The following is a 17,259-nucleotide window of genomic DNA, read 5'->3' as shown; positions in this document are numbered from 1 at the left end:
CCTGCTTAATACGTTTCAAAATGTGACCCGCGTCAACGGAGACGGGAGACGCCATGACCTCCAGTGAAGCGGTCGGCGCGAGCACGGTCGAGGACGGCGGCACGATCAGCCGTCAGCAGTGGCGGTGGAGCGTGCTCGCCGGCATGGCCTCCTACCTGGACGCCGGATCGATCGTCGCGCTCGGCGCCGGCCTGGCCGTGTTCCAGAGCCACCTCGGCCTGTCCGACGGCGCGGTGGGCGCGCTCGCCGCGATCGGCCCGAACGCCATCGGCTGCGCTCTCGGCGCGTTCGTCGGCGGACGGCTCGGTGACAAGCTCGGGCGCAAGCGCATCTACAAGTACGATCTGCTCGTCTACGCCGTCGGCATCCTGTGCATCGCGCTCGCGGTGAACGCGCCGATGCTGTTCGTCGGGACCTTCGTCGTCGGTGTCGCGGTCGGCGCGGATGTGCCGACGTCGCTGGCGCTGGTCGGCGAGTTCTCCCCGTCCGGGGCACGCGGCAAACTGCTCGGGTTCACACAGGTCGCGTGGAACCTCGGCCCGGTGATCGTGTTGCTGCTCTCCCTCGCGCTCACCCCGCTGGACCTGCTGGGCACGCGGATCGTGTTCCTGCACCTCTTCGTCGTCGCGCTGGCCACCTGGGCACTCCGGCGTGGACTGTCCGAATCGGCCCGATGGACTTCGGCCGCGTCCACAAAGGACGTCAAGCACCAGCTGAAAGCGCTTTTCCGCGGCGCCCACCTGAAGGCCCTGCTGTTCACCGGGATCGTCTACGTGTTCTGGAACATCGCGGCGGGCACGTCCGGCATCTTCACCCCGTACGTCATCAAGACGCTCAACGCGGGCAGCCAGGCGGCGAGCGTCGCGTTGTCCCTGGCCGGGTTCGTCATCGGCATCCTCGTCACCACCCTGGTGTTCATGCGCTTCGCCGACCGCAGTCACCACACCCGCAAGTGGATGTGGGGCACCGGCGCGGTCATGCAGGTCGTCGCCTACGGCATCTACGTGGTGCTGCCGTTCAACGTGCCGGTGATCATCGCGAACATCGTGTTGTTCGGTGTCGGCTGTTCCCTGGCCGGTGAGGCGTTCTACAAGGTGTGGAGCCAGGAACTGTTCCCGACGATGCTGCGCGGCACGGCGCAGGGCTTCACCTTCGGCGTCGCGCGGACGCTGCTGGGTGTGTGGAGCTTCTTCCTGCCGACGCTGGCCAGCGGCGGCTTCACCCTCGCCGGCGGCCTGCTCACGTTGTTCCTGGTGATCAGCGGTGCCACCGGGTTCTTCTTCATGCCCAACACCTCCGGCAAGTCGCTGGAACAGATCGAGGCGGAGCGCGCCACCGTATGAGCCCGGACGAGCTGCTGACCCGGTTCACCGACCCCGGCCCCGAGTGCTCCCCGCTGCCGATCTGGTGGTGGAGCGGGGCCAGGGTCACCCCGGACCGGATCCGGTGGCAGATGGAGCAACTGGTGTCGCAGGGCGTCCGGCAGGCGGTGGTGATGTGCCTGGCGCCCACCGGCCCGATGTTCGGCTCGATGGCCGACGACCCGCCGTTCCTGAGTCCGAAGTGGATCGAGTTGCTGGACGGCGCCTGCGCGGACGCCGACGAGCTCGGTTTCCAGTTGTGGATGTACGACCAGATCGGCTTCTCCGGGGCGAACTTCCAGGGCCGTCTCACCGCGGCCCGCCCCGAGTTCGCCGGTCTGGCCCTGCAGCGCGAGTCCGACGGGACGATCGGTCACCGCGTCAGCGGGTTCGACTACTTCAGCGAGCCGGCCTGCGCGGCGCTGCTCGACCAGGTGCACGGCGAGCTGGAACGGCACGTCGGCCGCTGGTTCGGCACCGTGATCCCGGGGTTCTTCCAGGACGAGCTGCCACCGCTGCCGACGTGGGGACACGACTTCGCGGAGACCTTCGCGTCCCGATACGGCTACGACCTGGTGCCGCGGCTGCCCGCACTGTACGAGGGTGCCGACGCCGAGTCGGCCCGGATCAGGCGGGACTACCAGGAACACCGTGCCCGGCTGGCCAGGCGGGCGTTTTTCGATCCACTGGCTCAGTGGCTCGGCCACCGCGGTCTGATCTGCGGATTCGACCAGGCCAGCCCGGCCCGCGAGGGCGATCCGGTGGGCGGGGTCCGGATCTACGGCGACTACCTGGGCACGCACTCGGGCTTCGGCGCGCCGGGCAGCGACCACTGGGGTGACGCGAAGGTGCACAGCTCGCTCGCCCACGCGCACGGGCGTCCGCGCACCTGGATCGAGGCGTTCCACTCGTCGGGCTGGGGCGGCACGATCGAGGAGACCTACGACTGGCTGGCGCCGTTCCTGCGTCGTGGCGCGACGCTCTACGACCCGCACGCCGTCTACTACTCGACCGCGGGCGGGTGGTGGGAGTGGGCACCGCCGTCGACCTGCTGGCGCCAGCCGTACTGGCCCGCCTACCACCAGTTCTCCGGTGCGGTGAGCCGGTTGTGCTCGGTGCTGACGACCGGGACGCACGAATGCGACGTCGTGCTGCTGTCGCCGACCAGCACCGCGCAGGGCTACCTCACCCTCGACGGTCCGTTGCCACCCGCCGAGCGGGCGGGCGCCACGTTCCACGCGCTCAACGGCGTCGGCACGTGGTTCGCCGAGGAGCGTGGCGTGCTGGAGCGGGCCGGGATCGACCACGACACGCTCGACGAGGCCACGATCGCGTCCGGCACGGTCACCTCCGACGGACTGCGGATCGGCGAGGAGACCTACCGCGCGGTGGTGCTGCCCGAGGTCGAACTGCTGCTGCCGGAGGCGGCGGCTCGGCTGGCGGAACTCGCCGCCACCGGTGGCACGGTGGTCTGCGTGGGTGGCGTGGCGGTCGACGGCGCGCTGTCGGTCGCCGAGCCCGACGACGTGCCCGCCGTGCTTCCGAAATCCCGGATCACGTCCGACGTCCCGTTCCTGCTGCGGCGCCACGGCGACCGCCACGTCCTGCTGCTCACCGCGCACGACGAGCGCACCGGCACCCGGGCACCGATCGTCGACCTCGACCGGGAGGACTGGACGGACAAGGGCTTCCCGTGGGAAGAGTACTGGCGGCAGCTGCACGAGGTCGGCTACGAGTTCGTGCCGCCCGGCTGCCGGGTGGCCCACGTCCGCGGGGTGACCGGGCGGGCTCAGCGGTGGAACCCACGCACCGGGGAGCGCACGAACGTCCCCGTCGTGAACGGCGAAGTCTCGGTGGCGTTCACCGACGGCCCGGTCACGTTGCTCGTGTTCGGTGACGACCTGCCCGAGCCGACCTCGGTGCCGCCCGGGCCGGTGGTCCGCGAGGTGGCCGTCGGCGGCTGGCGCGCGGTCGCCGAGTCCACTCTGGACAACCGGCACGGCGACCTCGCCGATCCGTCGCGCGACGGCATCCTGCCGCTGGAGGTCTGGCGCTTCGGTGACGAGGTTGCCGGTTACGGGGTGTTCGGTGAAGTCCGGGACGCGGACGGGTGGCGGCCCGCCGGCTGGTCGTTGTCCCGCGGAATCCGCGACGACCCTGGACACGGGGAAACGCTGGGGCCCAAGGGTTACGTGCCCGAGGAGTTCCTCGACTGGCGGCACGTCCGAGCGGGCGAGACGGTGGCGATACGAACGTATCTGCCGCTGCCCGAGCGGGATCAGCTGTTCCTCGCCGTCGGGGCGAGCGCGGCGCGGCGAGTGTTCGTGGACGGTTCCGAGGTGCCTGCCGAGGGCCCGGGATACCAGTCGTTCAGCCCGCTGCCGTCGGGCCGGACCGTACGGGTGGAGATCGAGTTCACCGCGGATCAGGACGGCCCGTTGCGAGCGTCGTTCGCGGTCGTCACCGATCCGGTGGCCTACCGCAGACCGGAATGGCTCGACGGCGGGGAGGTCCACCGCGCCTTCGACCTCCACGAGATGCCCAGCGATGCCACCGTGCAGGTCGCGAGCGAGGACGCCTGCCGTGTCCTGATCAACGGCACCGAAATCGGGCGGCAGGGTGACTTCAACCCCTACCCCGGGTTCCGCGAGATCCGCATTCACCCCTACGACCTCCGTGAACACCTCCGCACCGGCGAGAACACCCTCACGCTGATCACCACCGGGCCGGTCGCGGTCGACTCGCGGAATCCGCGCCTGGTCAGCGGTCCGGACTGGGGCGAGGTGCGCCGTTCGCACAAGCGCGACCCGCGCTTCCTGTGCCTGTGGCCACGTCCGCACCCGCTGCCCGGGGCGCACTGGCTCGAACCCGCGGCCGCGCCGGGCGACGTGGTCGTGCCGGTGATCCCCACCCTCGAACCCGCCGGGGAGCGCACGGAGACGCTGACCTTCCCGGCCCCGCTCGGCGCGGTCGCGCTGCGGATTCCGACCGGCCTCGAAGTGGTCGTGCGGGTCGGCGAGACCGACCACAAGCCGGTCGAGGGACGGGTCCGCTTCCCCGCCCCGCTGGCCGCCGGCACCCCGGTCGAGCTGCGGTTCCGCGCTGTCGACGGGCGTCGGGGCGGAGCGCTGCTCGACGCGGGCATCGAGGTCGAAACCGCCGAGGCCGACGTGGACCTGTTGAGCTGGGAGGACCTCGGGCTGCGCGCACTGGGCGGCCTGGTCTCCTACCGCACGACGTTCGAGGCCCTGCCCGGCCGCGTCGTGCTCGACCTCGGGCAGGTGCGGGGCACCGCCGACGTCGTGGTGAACGGGCAACTCGTCGACCAGCTGGTCTGGGGCCCGTGGCAGTCCGAAATCTCGGACGCGCTCCGGGCGGGCGTCAACGAACTGGAAATCATCGTCCGCGGGACGCTCGCCGGGTACCTCGACGACGCGTCACCCACGTCGGCCGTGGCCGCCGGGCAGGTCCGCACGGGGTTGTTCGGCCCGGTGCGGCTGGTACAGCACGAGAAGGAGAGCGACCGTTGAGCGTCACCGCCGTCCGCTTCGAACACCACGACAGGGCACTGGGCATCGGCACCGGCTCGCCCCGGCTGTCCTGGCAGGTGCGCACCGACGATCCTGGCTGGGCCCAGACCGCGTACGAGGTCGAGCTGGACGGTTCGCGCAGGGTCCGGGTCGACTCGTCCGAGCAGGTGCTGGTGCCGTGGCCGTTCGAACCGCTGCCGTCGCGCACCTCGGCGAGCGTCCGGGTGCGCGTCGAACCGGGCGGTGAGTGGTCGGAACCCGTAACCGTGGAAACCGGGCTGCTGCGGCCCGGCGACTGGTCGGCGAAGTTCGTCAGCCCGCGTGCCATCGGTGGTATCGGACAACGCGCGCCGATCCTCACCCGGTCCGTCACGCTGCGGTCCGGCATCGTCTCCGCGCGGCTGTACGCGACGGCGCACGGCGTCTACACGGCGACGATCAACGGCACCCGCGTCGGTGACGAAGTTCTGGCGCCCGGCTGGACCAGCTACGAGCACCGGCTGCGGTATCAGACGCACGACGTCACCTCGCTGCTGCGCGAAGGGACCAACGACGTGGAAGTGCTGCTCGGCAACGGCTGGTATCGCGGCAGGCTCGCCTGGACCGGCCGCCGGGCGCTCTACGGTGACCGGCTCGCGCTGCTGGCCCAGCTGGAGGTCACCTACGCCAACGGCTCGACCGAGGTGATCGGCACCGACGAGCAGTGGTCGGCGTCGGAGAGCCGGATCGTGTCCGATGACCTGTACGACGGACAGCACACGGACCTGACCCTCGGGTCCTCCGCAGGCAGTCAGGTCGAGGTCGTCGACGCCGACTTCGGTCGTCTGGTCGCGCCGGAAGGCCCGCCCGTGCGGATCACCGACGTCGTGCCCGCGGTCGAGGTGTGGTCGTCGCCGTCCGGGAAGACGCTGGTGGACTTCGGGCAGAACCTGGTCGGCTGGGTGCGGTTGCGCGTGCGGGACGCGCACGAGGTGACCGTTCGTCACGCCGAGGTGCTGGAGAACGGCGAGCTGGGCGTGCGACCCCTGCGGTCGGCCAAGGCGACCGACACCTACGTGCTGCCCGGGCGCACCGAGACGGTGCTGGAGCCGAGCCTGACGTTCCACGGCTTCCGGTACGCCGAAGTGTCCGGAGTGGACGATCTGCGTGCGGAGGACCTCGAAGCGGTGGTCGTGCACAGCGATCTGCGGCGCACCGGCTGGTTCAGCTGTTCCGACCCGGATCTGGAGAAGTTCCACGAGAACGTCGTGTGGGGCATGCGCGGCAACTTCCTGGACGTGCCGACCGACTGCCCGCAGCGGGACGAGCGCCTCGGCTGGACGGGCGACATCCAGGTCTTCTCCCCGACGGCGAGCTTCCTGTTCGACAGCGCCGGGTTCCTGCGCTCGTGGCTGGCCGATCTGGCCGCAGACCAGCGTCCGGACGGCGCGGTGCCGTTCGTGATCCCGGACGTGCTGCCCGGCGACGATCCGGCCGCGACCGCGTGGGGCGACGCCGCGGTGATCGTGCCGTGGGTGCTCTACCAGCGCTTCGGCGATGCCGAGGTGCTGGCCAGGCAGTTCGACAGCATGCGCGGGTGGGTCGACAAGATCGCTTCGCTGACCACGAACGGCGTGTGGTCCGGCGGGTTCCAGTTCGGCGACTGGCTGGATCCCGCCGCACCGCCGGACGACCCGTTCGCCGCGAAGGCCGACCACGATGTCGTCGCGACGGCGTATCTCGTGCGCTCCGCGGAGCTCGTGGCGCGGGCGGCGGAGGTGCTGGGACGCGACGGTTCCGCGTACGCGGAGCTGGCCGCCCGTACGCGGGAGGCGTTCGCGCGGGAGTACGTCACCGAGTCGGGCCGGGTGCTCTCGGACGCGCCGACGGTGTACGCGCAGGCGATCGAGTGGGCGCTGCTGCCGACCGGCGCACAGCGTTCCCGCGCGGGGCAGCGGTTGGCGGATCTGGTGCGCACCAACGGCTTCCGCATCGCCACCGGGTTCGTCGGGACACCGCTGATCACCGACGCGCTGACCTCGGCCGGGTACCCGCACCTGGCCTACCGGCTGCTGCTGGAGCGCGGGTGCCCGTCGTGGCTGTACCCGGTGACGATGGGCGCCACGACCATCTGGGAGCGCTGGGACAGCATGCTGCCGGACGGGTCGATCAACCCCGGCGAGATGACCTCGTTCAACCACTACGCACTCGGCGCGGTGGCCGACTGGATGCACCGCACGGTCGCCGGTCTCGCCCCGGGCTCTCCCGGGTACCGCGAGATGATCGTTCGCCCGGTACCGAACGCCGCTCTCACACACGCTGCGGCCCGCCACGAGACGCCCTTTGGTGAGGCTTCCGTGGCGTGGCGACGCGACGGTGGACGGTTCACGCTCGACGTCGTGGTGCCGCCAGGGGTGACGGCGAAGGTGCAGGTCCCGGGCGGGGAGAAGGTCGAGGTGCGGCACGGGAAGCACAGCTGGACGGTGACCGATCCGTGCCTCGGACCGCAGCGCGTGCGGACCGTTCGTGAGCTGATCGGCTCGCCCAGGTGGGAAGACGCGGTGTCGCTGCTGGTATCGCACGGCATCGCGGACGACGCGGTGGACGCCGCGCAACGCGCGGGGCGCTACCTCGACCGGCCGGCGCCCGAACTGGCGGACGTCCTCGCGATGAAAACGCTTTCCGACGGGTCCACCGCCAAGCGGGCACTGGAGAAGCTCCCAGAGTGAGCCGCGTGGAACTCATGCGACTCGGTGAGCGTGGCAGTGAACGACCGGCGGTGCGCGACGACGGTGGCCTGTTCGACCTGAGCGGGCTGACCGCCGACGTGAGCGGCGACTTCCTCGGCGACGGCGGAATGAACCGCGTTCGGGCCGCGCTGGCCGCCGGCTCGCTGCCGTCCCTGAGCGACACCGCCCCGGACGGCACGGGCCCGCGAGTCGGCGCACCGGTCGCGAAGCCGGGGGCGGTGATCTGCATCGGGCAGAACTACGCCGCGCACGCCGCCGAGTCCGGTTCCACCCCGCCGGAACGGCCGATCATCTTCTTCAAGCACCCGAACACCGTGGTCGGCCCGGACGACGACGTGCGCATCCCGCCCGGCGCGACGAAGGTCGACTGGGAGGTCGAGCTGGCGGTCGTGATCGGCAGGCAGGCGCGGTACCTGTCGTCGCCGGACGAGGCACTGGCACACGTGGCCGGGTACGCGATCGGCAACGACGTGTCGGAGCGGTCGTTGCAGATCGAGCAGTCCGGCGGGCAGTGGTCGAAGGGCAAGAGCGCCGAGACGTTCAACCCGCTGGGCCCGTGGCTCGCGTGCGACATCCAGGACCCGCAGAAGCTCCGCCTGCGCTCCTGGGTGAACGGCGAACCACGCCAGGACTCCTCCACCGCCGACATGATCTTTTCGGTCGCCCGGCTGGTGTTCGACCTGTCGCAGTACCTCGTCCTCGACCCGGGGGACGTGATCAACACCGGCACCCCGGAAGGCGTCGCGCTGAGCGGCCGCTTCCCCTACCTCGACACCGGTGACGTGGTCGAACTGGAGATCGACGGCCTCGGCAGGCAGCGCCAAACGATCCGGTGAACGGCCGGGCCGCGAGTCACGGGGACTGCCTCCATACTGGTCCGATGGATCAGCCAGTACCGCTGTTCAACACGACCCGGACCTTCCGCGTGTGGCATTACGACGTCGGACGTTCGGAGCTGACCCTGCGCACGCACGACGACCCCGACGAGCCGGTCGAGCTGCTCTTCGAGGGCGTCCTGTCGATGCGGTTCGACCGGCTCTGGTTCCCCGGACTGGCGGTCGACCGGGCCGAGGACACCGTGTTGCAGAGCCCGACGGTGGACATCCCGCACCTGTGCATCGAGCTCCGGAGCCCGGAACACTCGGGTGAGATCGTGTGCCGGAGCCTGACCAGCATCGGGGGCACGCATCCGGACGGGAAGGTGCTGTGGACGATCACGGCCTCGCGTCCGCGGTCCCGGCTCGCGGCCGAGATCCCGGCGGTCGGACCGGCCTGACGCGCGGAGGCGGCCGCGCGTTGTCCGTCCGGCATTCCGTCGCCGAACTGCCCCGTGCGGTGAGACCTGCGGCGCGATCCACCGGACCTCGCTGCGCGTGGCGCGAGTCACCAGCGACAATGGAAGGCGTGACCGCCACCCTGAGCAAGCCCGCGCTGAAGATCGGCCCGTACGAGGTCGATCCGCCGGTGGTGCTCGCGCCCATGGCCGGCATCACGAACGTCGCCTTCCGGCGGCTGTGCCGCGAGTACGGTGCCGGCCTGTACGTGTGCGAGATGATCACCGCCCGCGCCGTCGTCGAACGGCATCCCGGCACGATGCACATGATGGCCTTCGACCAGGGCGAACATCCTCGGTCGATGCAGCTCTACGGCGTCGACCCGAAGACCATGCGGGAAGCGGTCAAGATCATCGTCGGCGAGGGGCTGGCGGACCACATCGACAGCAACTTCGGCTGTCCGGTCGCCAAGGTCACCCGCAAGGGTGGCGGCGCGGCGCTGCCGTACAAGCGGAAGCTGTTCGCGCAGATCGTGCGCGCCTCGGTGGAGGCGGCCGACGCGGCAGGCGTTCCGTTCACGGTCAAGTTCCGCGTCGGCATCGACGACGACCACCACACCTTCCTCGACGCGGGCCGCATCGCGGAGGCCGAGGGCGCGGCGGCGGTCTCCCTGCACGCCCGCACGGCGTCGCAGCGCTACTCCGGCCAGGCCGACTGGAGCGCGGTGGCGCGGTTGAAGGAGGCCGTGCGGACCATCCCGGTGCTGGGCAACGGCGACATCTTCACGGCCGACGACGCGTTGCGCATGGTGGCCGAGACGGGGTGCGACGGTGTGGTCGTGGGCCGCGGGTGCCTGGGCCGGCCGTGGCTGTTCGGCGAACTGGAGGCCGCGTTCGCCGGCCGCCCGATCCCGGAGGGGCCGAACCTGGGCGAGGTCGCACGGGTCCTGCGGCGGCACGCGGAACTGCTGGTCCAGCACGACGGGCCCACGAAGGCCCTGCGTGACCTGCGCAAACACATGGCCTGGTACTTCATGGGCTTCCCGGTCGGCTCCGAGCTGCGCCGCCGGTTCGCGATGGTGTCGGCGCTGGACGAACTCGACGAGCTGATCGCCCAGCTGGACCACTCGGCGCCCTTCCCGGCGGACGCGCTGGGCCCGCGGGGCCGCCAGGGCTCCCCGGGCAAGGTCACCCTGCCGCACGGCTGGCTCGACAACCCGGACGACGACCTCGTGCCCGAAGCGGAGGACATGCACTCGGGCGGCTGATCAACGCTTGGTGCGCAGCAGCCGGGCGTGCTGATCGGGGTGCGCGCGCCAGTAGGCGTCAGGAAGGCGCTGCACCGCCTCGAACAACGTTCCGAAGTGCGTCCGCACGGTCGGATCCCGTTCGAGCAGTCGCAGGGCGCGGGGCACCAGGGTCCGCAGACTCATCAGCTGCCCCAGGAGGATGCGGAGGTCCTCGGCTTCCAGCTCCTCCACGGGCACGCGCCGCAACCGGTGGCAGGTGCTGATCAGGTAGGTGGTGTCGGGCGGCGGATCGCCCCAGTAGTCGTCCTCGATCTGCTCCAGCGACCGGCTCCTCCGTTCGCGTACGCCGCCAGGCGGCGGCCGCTGCCCGCGCTCTCCCCACATCCGTCGTCTCCCATCCTCGGCCGCGATCGTCCCACGCGTGCGACGAGTGGTCCCGATCATTTCGGTCGGATCGTCCCCCGGTTTCTGGTAGACACCATGATCGATGGGCAAGCTGAGCAACCGCGCCAGGGCGAAGGCGGACTACGTCTGGTTCATCGGATCCCGCGAATGGCCGGTGCTCGTGTCCGCGCTGGGCGTGCTGCTCGGCCTGGTCACGCTCGTGCCGAGCGCGGTCGGCGTCGTGCTGTCGGTGCTGGCGCTGGTGCTCGGGATCCTGACCCTCGTCCGGGACGTGCGAACGCTCCGCGGCCGCTGGGCCGCGTTCGAGTTCACCGCGATCGCCGCGCCGTTCCCGCACACGGACGTCCCGCCACCGGCGAGCTATCCCGGCGCCGAGTACATCCACCTGCCGAACCGCGGGACCGGCCTGGTCAGCAACACCGTCGACCGCGCACTGTGGACACAGCCGTTCCGCGTCGAGATCGCCGCCGACCCCTACCACCTGCCCGCGGAACTCAAGGCCACCGCGCCGTACGTGCTGCCGCTGCGCGCCCGCGGCCGGTTGCTGTTCAACGGCAAGGTCGTGGGCATGCGCGGTGAGCCGCTGCCGTCGGTCGGCAACGGCGCGCCGATCCGGCTGCACCGCACGCGCTTCTTCGACGCGCAGTGCTCGAACGAGCTGGCCACTCTGCGGATTGCGCGCAGGGACAGCGACCAGGTCTTCGACCTGCGGCAACGCATGATGGTCGACACCGCGGGCCGCCTGCGCACCCTCGCGGAGAGCCCGCTCGCGGACATCGTCGGGGTGTCGACGGTGGCGGTCACGACCGACGGCTGGGTGCCGCTGGTGATCCAGTCCGACCGGAACTCCGCGAGCCAGTCGCTGCTGGCCCCGTCGGGCAGCGGATCGCTGGAGCCGCGCGACCTCGGCGGCGACGACCTGCACGAGATCGTCCGCGCCGGTATGGAGCGCGAACTGTGCGAGGAAACCGGGTTGCGCCGGAACGAGATCGTCCGCACGACGGTCGTCGGGTTCGCGCGCTGGATGGACCGGGGCGGCAAGCCGGAGTTCTTCGGCCTGACGGAGTTGTCCGTGTCGCGGCGGGAACTCGCCACCCGCCGCCCGGGCAGCGCGGAACGCGATTTCACCGCGGCGGTGCGCTTCGAGAAGATCGACCTCGCGCGGTACGGCCGGGAGGTTGCGGATACGGGCGTATTCTCACCGGCCCTGCCGGAACCGGTCCGCGGAAGCGGTTCGGTGCCGTTGCTGCTGGCCCTGCGGGCGGCAGCGCTGTGGACCGCGGGCACACGAGTAGGAGGCTGAGCACGATGTTCACCCCGGAAAGCCGACTGTCACTGCGAGACTCGCTGATCGCCGCGGCCCGCGCGGATCCGCGAATCAGCGGTGCGGCACTGACCGGCTCGGCGTCGGTCGGACGAGAGGACCGTTGGTCGGACATCGACCTGGCACTCGCCGTGGCGACCGACCGCGACCAGGTCCTGACAGACTGGACCGACCGGATGTACCGCGACCACGGCGCGATCCACCACCTGGACCTGAGCGTCTTCCGGGTGTTCCTCCTGCCGGACACGCTGCAGGTCGACATCGCCTTCTGGCCCGAACGGGAGTTCGGCGCCACCGGTCCGAAATTTCGAACCCTGTTCGGAGAGGCGAAAACGCTTCCGCGGATTCCGCCACCGGCCGCCGAGTCCCTGATCGGCTGGGCCTGGCTCTACGCCCTGCACGCGCGGGCGAGCATCGCACGGAACCGGGTCTGGCAGGCGGAATACATGATCAGCGGGGCGCGGGACCAGGTTCTCGCGCTGGCCTGCCTGCGGCACGAGGTGCCTGCCGTGCAGGGCCGCGGGATGGACGACCTGCCGGCCGAGGTGGTGGCCCCGTTCACGAACGCCCTGGTGCGCACTACGTCCGTAGCCGAGCTACGACGCGCGTTCGGCCTGGTGGTGGACCTGCTGCTGGCCGAGGTCACTCACGTGGACCAACCCCTGTGCGACCGCCTGTCCGCCCCGCTGCGCGAGATGGTCAGCGCACCTCGACCGTGACGAGTGTGGCGTTGGCGGCGCGCAGGCGGATCGTGAAGGTGCCGGTGTTCGAGGGCGTGACGTCGATGTCCTCGGGCTCGGTCGGGTCCACGTCGGCGTTCGCGTCGGGGTAGGCGTCGACCACGATGTCGTCCGCACGGTCGGAGGTGACGTTCACCTGGATCGGCTGCCCGACCTTCCCCTGCACGACGACGTTCGCGGGATCGACCTGCCCGTTCCGATAGGCCACCTGAACGATCGACGCATCGCCGCTGCTGCTGGGCGGTGGCGTCGCTATCGGATCGGCCTGCTCGCCGTCGTCGGAGGAGCAAGCCACCACGGCCAGGGAAATCAACGTCGCGGTGAAGAGTCGGCGCACCATCCGAGTCAAGGTAGGTCGAGCCGCGGCAGCCCGCAGAGCAACGGGCGCGGAGGAGTGAATGCGGGCTCCCCTCCCATCCCCTTGTTTCCACCCACACCTCCTGAGTGAAGGACAGTACGAATGCCTTCGATGCCGCGTAACGCCCCACCCGCGCGATCACGGATCGCCCAGCGCCGTGAGATGCTCGCCCCTGACCAGGCACAGCCTCCCTCACCGCCCTCGGCGATGAACCCCACTTCTCCGCAAGAGGTGCCGCATCCAAGCAGCCCGCCCTCCAGGGGCGCGCCAACGGCACGCAGCCTGAGTTGATCAAGAAACGACGAAGGCCCAGGTCCGGAGTAGACACCCGCCGACCTGGGCCTTCGCGCGAAGAGCGGATGACGGGAATCGAACCCGCGTTCTCAGCTTGGGAACCATAGCCGGAGCGCAGGAAAACGGCCCTGACCTGCGGTTCTTGATGTGCGCGGGGTACCCCTGTTGACCCTGGTTGACCGGGGCATGTTGTTGGCATGTTGCTGCGAGCTGCCCTCGCAGACGGCTGCTGCTGAGGTGATCTCCTCGCGGCGCGGGTTCACCCCTGCCGGGCCGGGTGGTGCCGGTCAAGGGTCTGCCGGAGGCCGCGAAGCGCCCTTGACCGGCGCCAGCCGGGCTGGCTGCCCTCGGGCGCGCCGTGAGGAGGTCACCGGTCGTATCCTCCCCCGATCTCTGAAGCGGTGCCGGGGCCTGGGGCGGAGCCCCGGCTTAGGACTGAATCGTCGGCCTAAGCATGCACAATCATGCGGTGCTGATTGAACCCGCCGGTGACCGCAGGGCAATCCTGGTTGTCGCTGACCGCACGATAACGCTGGACGACGCGATTGCGGTTCTCGAGCGTTACCCGGAAGCGACGCCACCACGCTACGACCTGCCCGGCCCAGGCGACCCCTATACGCTCAGCCCCGCTGAGGTCGTGCGCACTCGGGTCGTACGTTCCCGCATCAGCACCGAAGAGATGAGCTGGTTCATCGAGCGGGCACTAGACGCACCATGGGTCCCGCCAGAGAGCGACCTACGCGACGCCGACCCAGCCGAGCGAAGTGGGCTGTACGCGGATATGACGGCGCTGTACCGGCACTTCATGGACGCTCGGCCACGGGGTGTCAGCCATGCGAAAGTGAGCAAGGTCCTTCACGTGAAGCGGCCCTCCCTCTTCCCGATCCTTGATCAGCACGTCTTCACTGCTTATCGGGTGCCAGCGCGATTGCAAGCCCAACGCTATCCGCAGTGGGGATATCGGTCGATGACGTGGGCGGCTGTCCGCGAAGACCTCCTCGCGGCCACAATGTCCGGAGCCTTGGAGCGGCTCCGCACGGCGATCACGCTTCACGCGCAGGAGCGCGTCTTGCGCCTGGCGGGAGTCACGGATCTGCGCCTACTCGACATGCTGACCTGGTGATAAACGGAGGCCGAAGCACTCCTCCAACGCCGGGCCGCCGGCCGTAGCGGAGCGGCAGGCCGAGCGGCACCGGCGGCGGCGCGCTTGCGCGCCGCCTTGATCCCATAGAGGTGGATTCGGCAACAAGATCCCTTGAGAGCAATCCGGCCACCCCAGCCTAGGTAACGATTCGTGGTCAGCCTGGTGCCACCTGTAACAACGTTCAACGCCGTCCCCGATAGCCACCACGAATAGTGACAGAGCGAACAGGTAGGCTAGCTATGAGCGGCAAACGGTCTAACACGGCGATCTGGAAGCTTGTTGTACCGGACGACGACGAACCCAACGAGGTCGTTGAACAAATTATCTCCAACTACGGGAAACTCCGGAAAAGCGACCCATCGCGATACAGGAAACTCGACGAGATCGAGATCGAGCAACCGTTTGCAAATGTAGATCTCCATCTCTGGGTTAGAGATGCGCAATCCAGAGGACTCTTGCCTTTCCTCAAGAATTACCTGGCATCCCCGGAAGATGAAGATAGGTTTCTTCGGTCATCACTCGACGTGTGCTTGTTCATCGCGACGGAAACGTCACTTTTCGCCATCACATCGGGGTCGGGTTACCGCATAATCACCGAATATGTCGATTACAGCTTCCCTTTCGATACAGCAAAGAAGCTGATTGCCAACAACTTCAAAGAGGCGGACGTTCGAGAATTTACCGGCCCGCGCACTAGTCGGACGGAAACCTACCGACGGGGTTATTCTATCTCCAAAAGCGAATCCTTCGGAAAAGTATGGAAACGACTCGTTGGTCGCTTAGATAGCCGACGCCTGGGCGCGCAGAGCTACTTGCGCGCCATAGTCGATCCTACAAAGCCTCCAGCCCTGGAGTTCAAGTCATCCTTCGTGCTCAGAAAAAGTTTAGACTTAGCACAATTGGTGTCACTCATTCATGAACTTGAGGAGCTACCTGAACCATCGGCCGAAGAAGTGAATGAGTTGTCTTTTCTGGACAATCTGTATCCGGTCAAAACCAAGGACAAGATCAACGCACTGTATCGACAGCTCATTGAGGACTTGAGGCATTACGTCACAAACAATGAAGGAATCGACCTGGATATCTGCGACCCTGAAGATGTCGCACGTTACTACGCCGGATCGAACTTCAAGTTAGCCTACTGGGACATCAAGGATGCCGACCCGCCAGAGAAGGAACACCTACGCGAGATACTAGGCAAGCAGCTTGGATCGACCATTCTCGGAGATCAGGAAGCTTTCCACCGACGGATTATGTCGATGCGAATGAGCTACTCTCCGGGCGACGAAGACGACGAGTCACGAAAAATCGTCCACGATCTTCACAAGTACTTCCACGGGCAAGTGATCCTAGACAACGAGACCTATTTCCTGCTCGATAAGGTATGGTATCGGAGCCAAGGGGCGTTTCTCGACAACCTCAGGTCAGACTTTATCGAAGAAACCTTTCGCGCTTCCAATCCAATCCTGATCAAAAAAATTCCAGGCTTGCTCGAATGGAGCGACGACGACGAAGATGGTTTCAACAGACGCCAGGCCGCGACGCCGGACTTCTACTACGGGGACAAGATCTTCGCGGTGAGCCAGCGAGGCAAGATCGAGTTATTCGACCTACTGTCCGTCGACCGTAAAACGGGCTTCTCTACATAATACATGTAAAGGATGGGTTCGATGCGAGGATGCGAGATGCTTGCAGTCAATTGTCGACGTCAGCAGATGTCATCGAGTCGGATCTTCAGAACGGCAAACCGCTACTTAAAGCATACTACTCAGAATGGATAACTGATGAACTGAATGCCCAGAAGGCCCTGACTCTGGAGCAGTTTCTTGCCCTATTCGACCTTCCGCAGCGGTGTTATGTTGTCCTAGCCTCCACTAGCACGGAATTCGCTCCTCAAACCTTCGAGAAGAACACGCTTAGCTCCCACATCGCGAGGCGCGAAATTATTACGACAAACCACGAATTTAAGAGCAAGGGAACTAGCTTCAGACTTGCGCATACCAAGAGAGTGAAAGCAAAAGATTCCAACCCCGAGGAATGATACTGATCCAACCATCACCGCGGCTCACCGAGGCGGGCGACGGTGCTCATCCTCCTGTTTGAGCTTGACTAGACCCGCGCTGCACCCACGATTGTTGCCCACGCAGTGAGGCGGCCTTGGTCAAGCTGGGCTGCGTTAGCGATCTTTGATTGAGCGCCCGGATCAGGAAGAAGACACCCAACCTTGTAAGCCATCACAGCCGCGTCGTACTCGGGTTCGCCTTGCATGCCGCGGGGGTCGATGAGCTTCCAGCGGTTGTTGGGGCCTGCGAGGGCGTTCCAGGGTGAGGCGTCGCCGTGGCAGAGGCCGGGGCGCATGTCTGTCGTGAGATCGTCGAGGAGTTCGAGGGCACGGACTCGCTCGGCCTTGGGGGCTACCTGCTCGTCGACTGGAAGTTCGGTCAGGTTGTCGTCGGTGAGGCGGTCGCGGAGCCAGTCGGTGATGAGTGGCAGGTCTGGCGAGGGGGCGGGTTGGCCGGGCCGAACTTCAACCAGCGGACCCGGTGGACCGAGGCCGTGACCAAGCTCGGGCTGGAGGGGCTGCACTTCCACGACCTGCGGCACGCGGGCAACGTCTGGGCGTCGAAGGCGGGCATGTCGACGCGGGACCTCATGGCGCGGATGGGGCACGACGACATGCGGGCCGCGTTGATCTACCAGCGGGCCACGAGCGAGGCGGATCAGCACATCGCGGACCGGCTCTCGAAGCTCGTCGAGGACCACCGCAGGGGGCCCCGCGTGATGTTGTTGGGATGTTGCTGGAGATAGCAGAAGGGGTGCCTCCCAAGGTCGGGTGGCACCCCTTCTGACC

The 17,259-nt window shown here is 67.9% G+C and carries 14 protein-coding genes; 11 read left to right on the top strand and 3 right to left on the bottom strand.

Annotation, left to right across the window (positions count from 1 at the left end):
* The first annotated feature begins 53 nt into the window (after positions 1 to 53).
* The 6 genes from HNR02_RS10570 to dusB all read left to right on the top strand — a co-directional run bounded on the left by HNR02_RS10570 (position 54) and on the right by dusB (position 10,161).
* Positions 54 to 1,343 (top strand): MFS transporter, encoded by a 1,290-nt coding sequence (locus HNR02_RS10570; protein WP_179772969.1) that lies wholly within the window; start codon positions 54 to 56, stop codon positions 1,341 to 1,343.
* The gene (locus HNR02_RS10565) at positions 1,340 to 4,891 is read left to right on the top strand and encodes a hypothetical protein (protein ID WP_179772968.1); all 3,552 of its coding nucleotides are present in this window, start codon (positions 1,340 to 1,342) and stop codon (positions 4,889 to 4,891) included. Before HNR02_RS10570 ends, HNR02_RS10565 begins: the two co-directional genes overlap by 4 nt.
* On the top strand, positions 4,888 to 7,599 hold the full coding sequence (locus HNR02_RS10560) for a family 78 glycoside hydrolase catalytic domain (RefSeq protein WP_179772967.1): 2,712 nt from the start codon (positions 4,888 to 4,890) through the stop codon (positions 7,597 to 7,599). The genes HNR02_RS10565 and HNR02_RS10560 overlap by 4 nt, the downstream gene beginning before the upstream one ends.
* Before the next feature lie 5 nt (positions 7,600 to 7,604).
* Positions 7,605 to 8,456, top strand: a complete 852-nt coding sequence (locus HNR02_RS10555; protein ID WP_179772966.1) for a fumarylacetoacetate hydrolase family protein — start codon at positions 7,605 to 7,607, stop codon at positions 8,454 to 8,456.
* A 44-nt stretch (positions 8,457 to 8,500) separates the two neighbouring features.
* Positions 8,501 to 8,896: a hypothetical protein gene (locus HNR02_RS10550; protein ID WP_179772965.1), complete on the top strand. Its 396-nt coding sequence runs from the start codon at positions 8,501 to 8,503 to the stop codon at positions 8,894 to 8,896.
* A 119-nt stretch (positions 8,897 to 9,015) separates the two neighbouring features.
* Complete coding sequence (gene dusB, locus HNR02_RS10545; protein ID WP_179772964.1) at positions 9,016 to 10,161, top strand: tRNA dihydrouridine synthase DusB; 1,146 nt, start codon at positions 9,016 to 9,018, stop codon at positions 10,159 to 10,161.
* Here the strand turns inward: dusB and HNR02_RS10540 are convergent, their stop codons facing one another.
* Positions 10,162 to 10,527, bottom strand: a complete 366-nt coding sequence (locus tag HNR02_RS10540) for a contact-dependent growth inhibition system immunity protein (RefSeq protein ID WP_179772963.1) — start codon at positions 10,525 to 10,527, stop codon at positions 10,162 to 10,164.
* A gap of 103 nt (positions 10,528 to 10,630) precedes the next feature.
* Between HNR02_RS10540 and HNR02_RS10535 the strand changes: the two genes are divergently transcribed.
* Positions 10,631 to 11,851: a hypothetical protein gene (locus HNR02_RS10535; RefSeq protein ID WP_179772962.1), complete on the top strand. Its 1,221-nt coding sequence runs from the start codon at positions 10,631 to 10,633 to the stop codon at positions 11,849 to 11,851.
* Positions 11,852 to 11,856: 5 nt separating this feature from the next.
* A complete protein-coding gene (locus HNR02_RS10530) occupies positions 11,857 to 12,591 on the top strand; it encodes a nucleotidyltransferase domain-containing protein (RefSeq protein WP_179772961.1) in 735 nt (244 codons plus the stop codon).
* On the opposite strand, the gene HNR02_RS10525 is transcribed toward HNR02_RS10530, so the two are convergent.
* On the bottom strand, positions 12,572 to 12,952 hold the full coding sequence (locus HNR02_RS10525) for a hypothetical protein (RefSeq protein ID WP_179772960.1): 381 nt from the start codon (positions 12,950 to 12,952) through the stop codon (positions 12,572 to 12,574). The two genes, HNR02_RS10530 and HNR02_RS10525, sit on opposite strands and share 20 nt — an antisense overlap.
* Positions 12,953 to 13,733: 781 nt before the next feature.
* On the opposite strand from HNR02_RS10525, the gene HNR02_RS10520 reads away from it, so the two are divergent.
* Together HNR02_RS10520 and HNR02_RS10515 are read left to right on the top strand one after the other, a co-directional pair.
* A complete protein-coding gene (locus tag HNR02_RS10520) occupies positions 13,734 to 14,387 on the top strand; it encodes a DUF6308 family protein (protein WP_218902767.1) in 654 nt (217 codons plus the stop codon).
* A 260-nt stretch (positions 14,388 to 14,647) separates the two neighbouring features.
* Positions 14,648 to 16,057 (top strand): DUF6119 family protein, encoded by a 1,410-nt coding sequence (locus HNR02_RS10515; protein WP_179772958.1) that lies wholly within the window; start codon positions 14,648 to 14,650, stop codon positions 16,055 to 16,057.
* Positions 16,058 to 16,517: 460 nt separating this feature from the next.
* Here the strand turns inward: HNR02_RS10515 and HNR02_RS10510 are convergent, their stop codons facing one another.
* Positions 16,518 to 16,994, bottom strand: a complete 477-nt coding sequence (locus tag HNR02_RS10510) for an aminoglycoside phosphotransferase family protein (RefSeq protein WP_312860967.1) — start codon at positions 16,992 to 16,994, stop codon at positions 16,518 to 16,520.
* Between HNR02_RS10510 and HNR02_RS10505 the strand changes: the two genes are divergently transcribed.
* Entirely contained in the window at positions 16,920 to 17,216 is a 297-nt protein-coding gene (locus tag HNR02_RS10505; protein WP_246338536.1) for a tyrosine-type recombinase/integrase, read from the top strand. The two genes, HNR02_RS10510 and HNR02_RS10505, sit on opposite strands and share 75 nt — an antisense overlap.
* The last annotated feature ends 43 nt before the right edge of the window (positions 17,217 to 17,259 follow it).

This window comes from Amycolatopsis endophytica (assembly GCF_013410405.1).
Classification (GTDB): domain Bacteria; phylum Actinomycetota; class Actinomycetes; order Mycobacteriales; family Pseudonocardiaceae; genus Amycolatopsis_E; species Amycolatopsis_E endophytica.
This window is presented reverse-complemented; position numbering and strand designations above follow the sequence as displayed.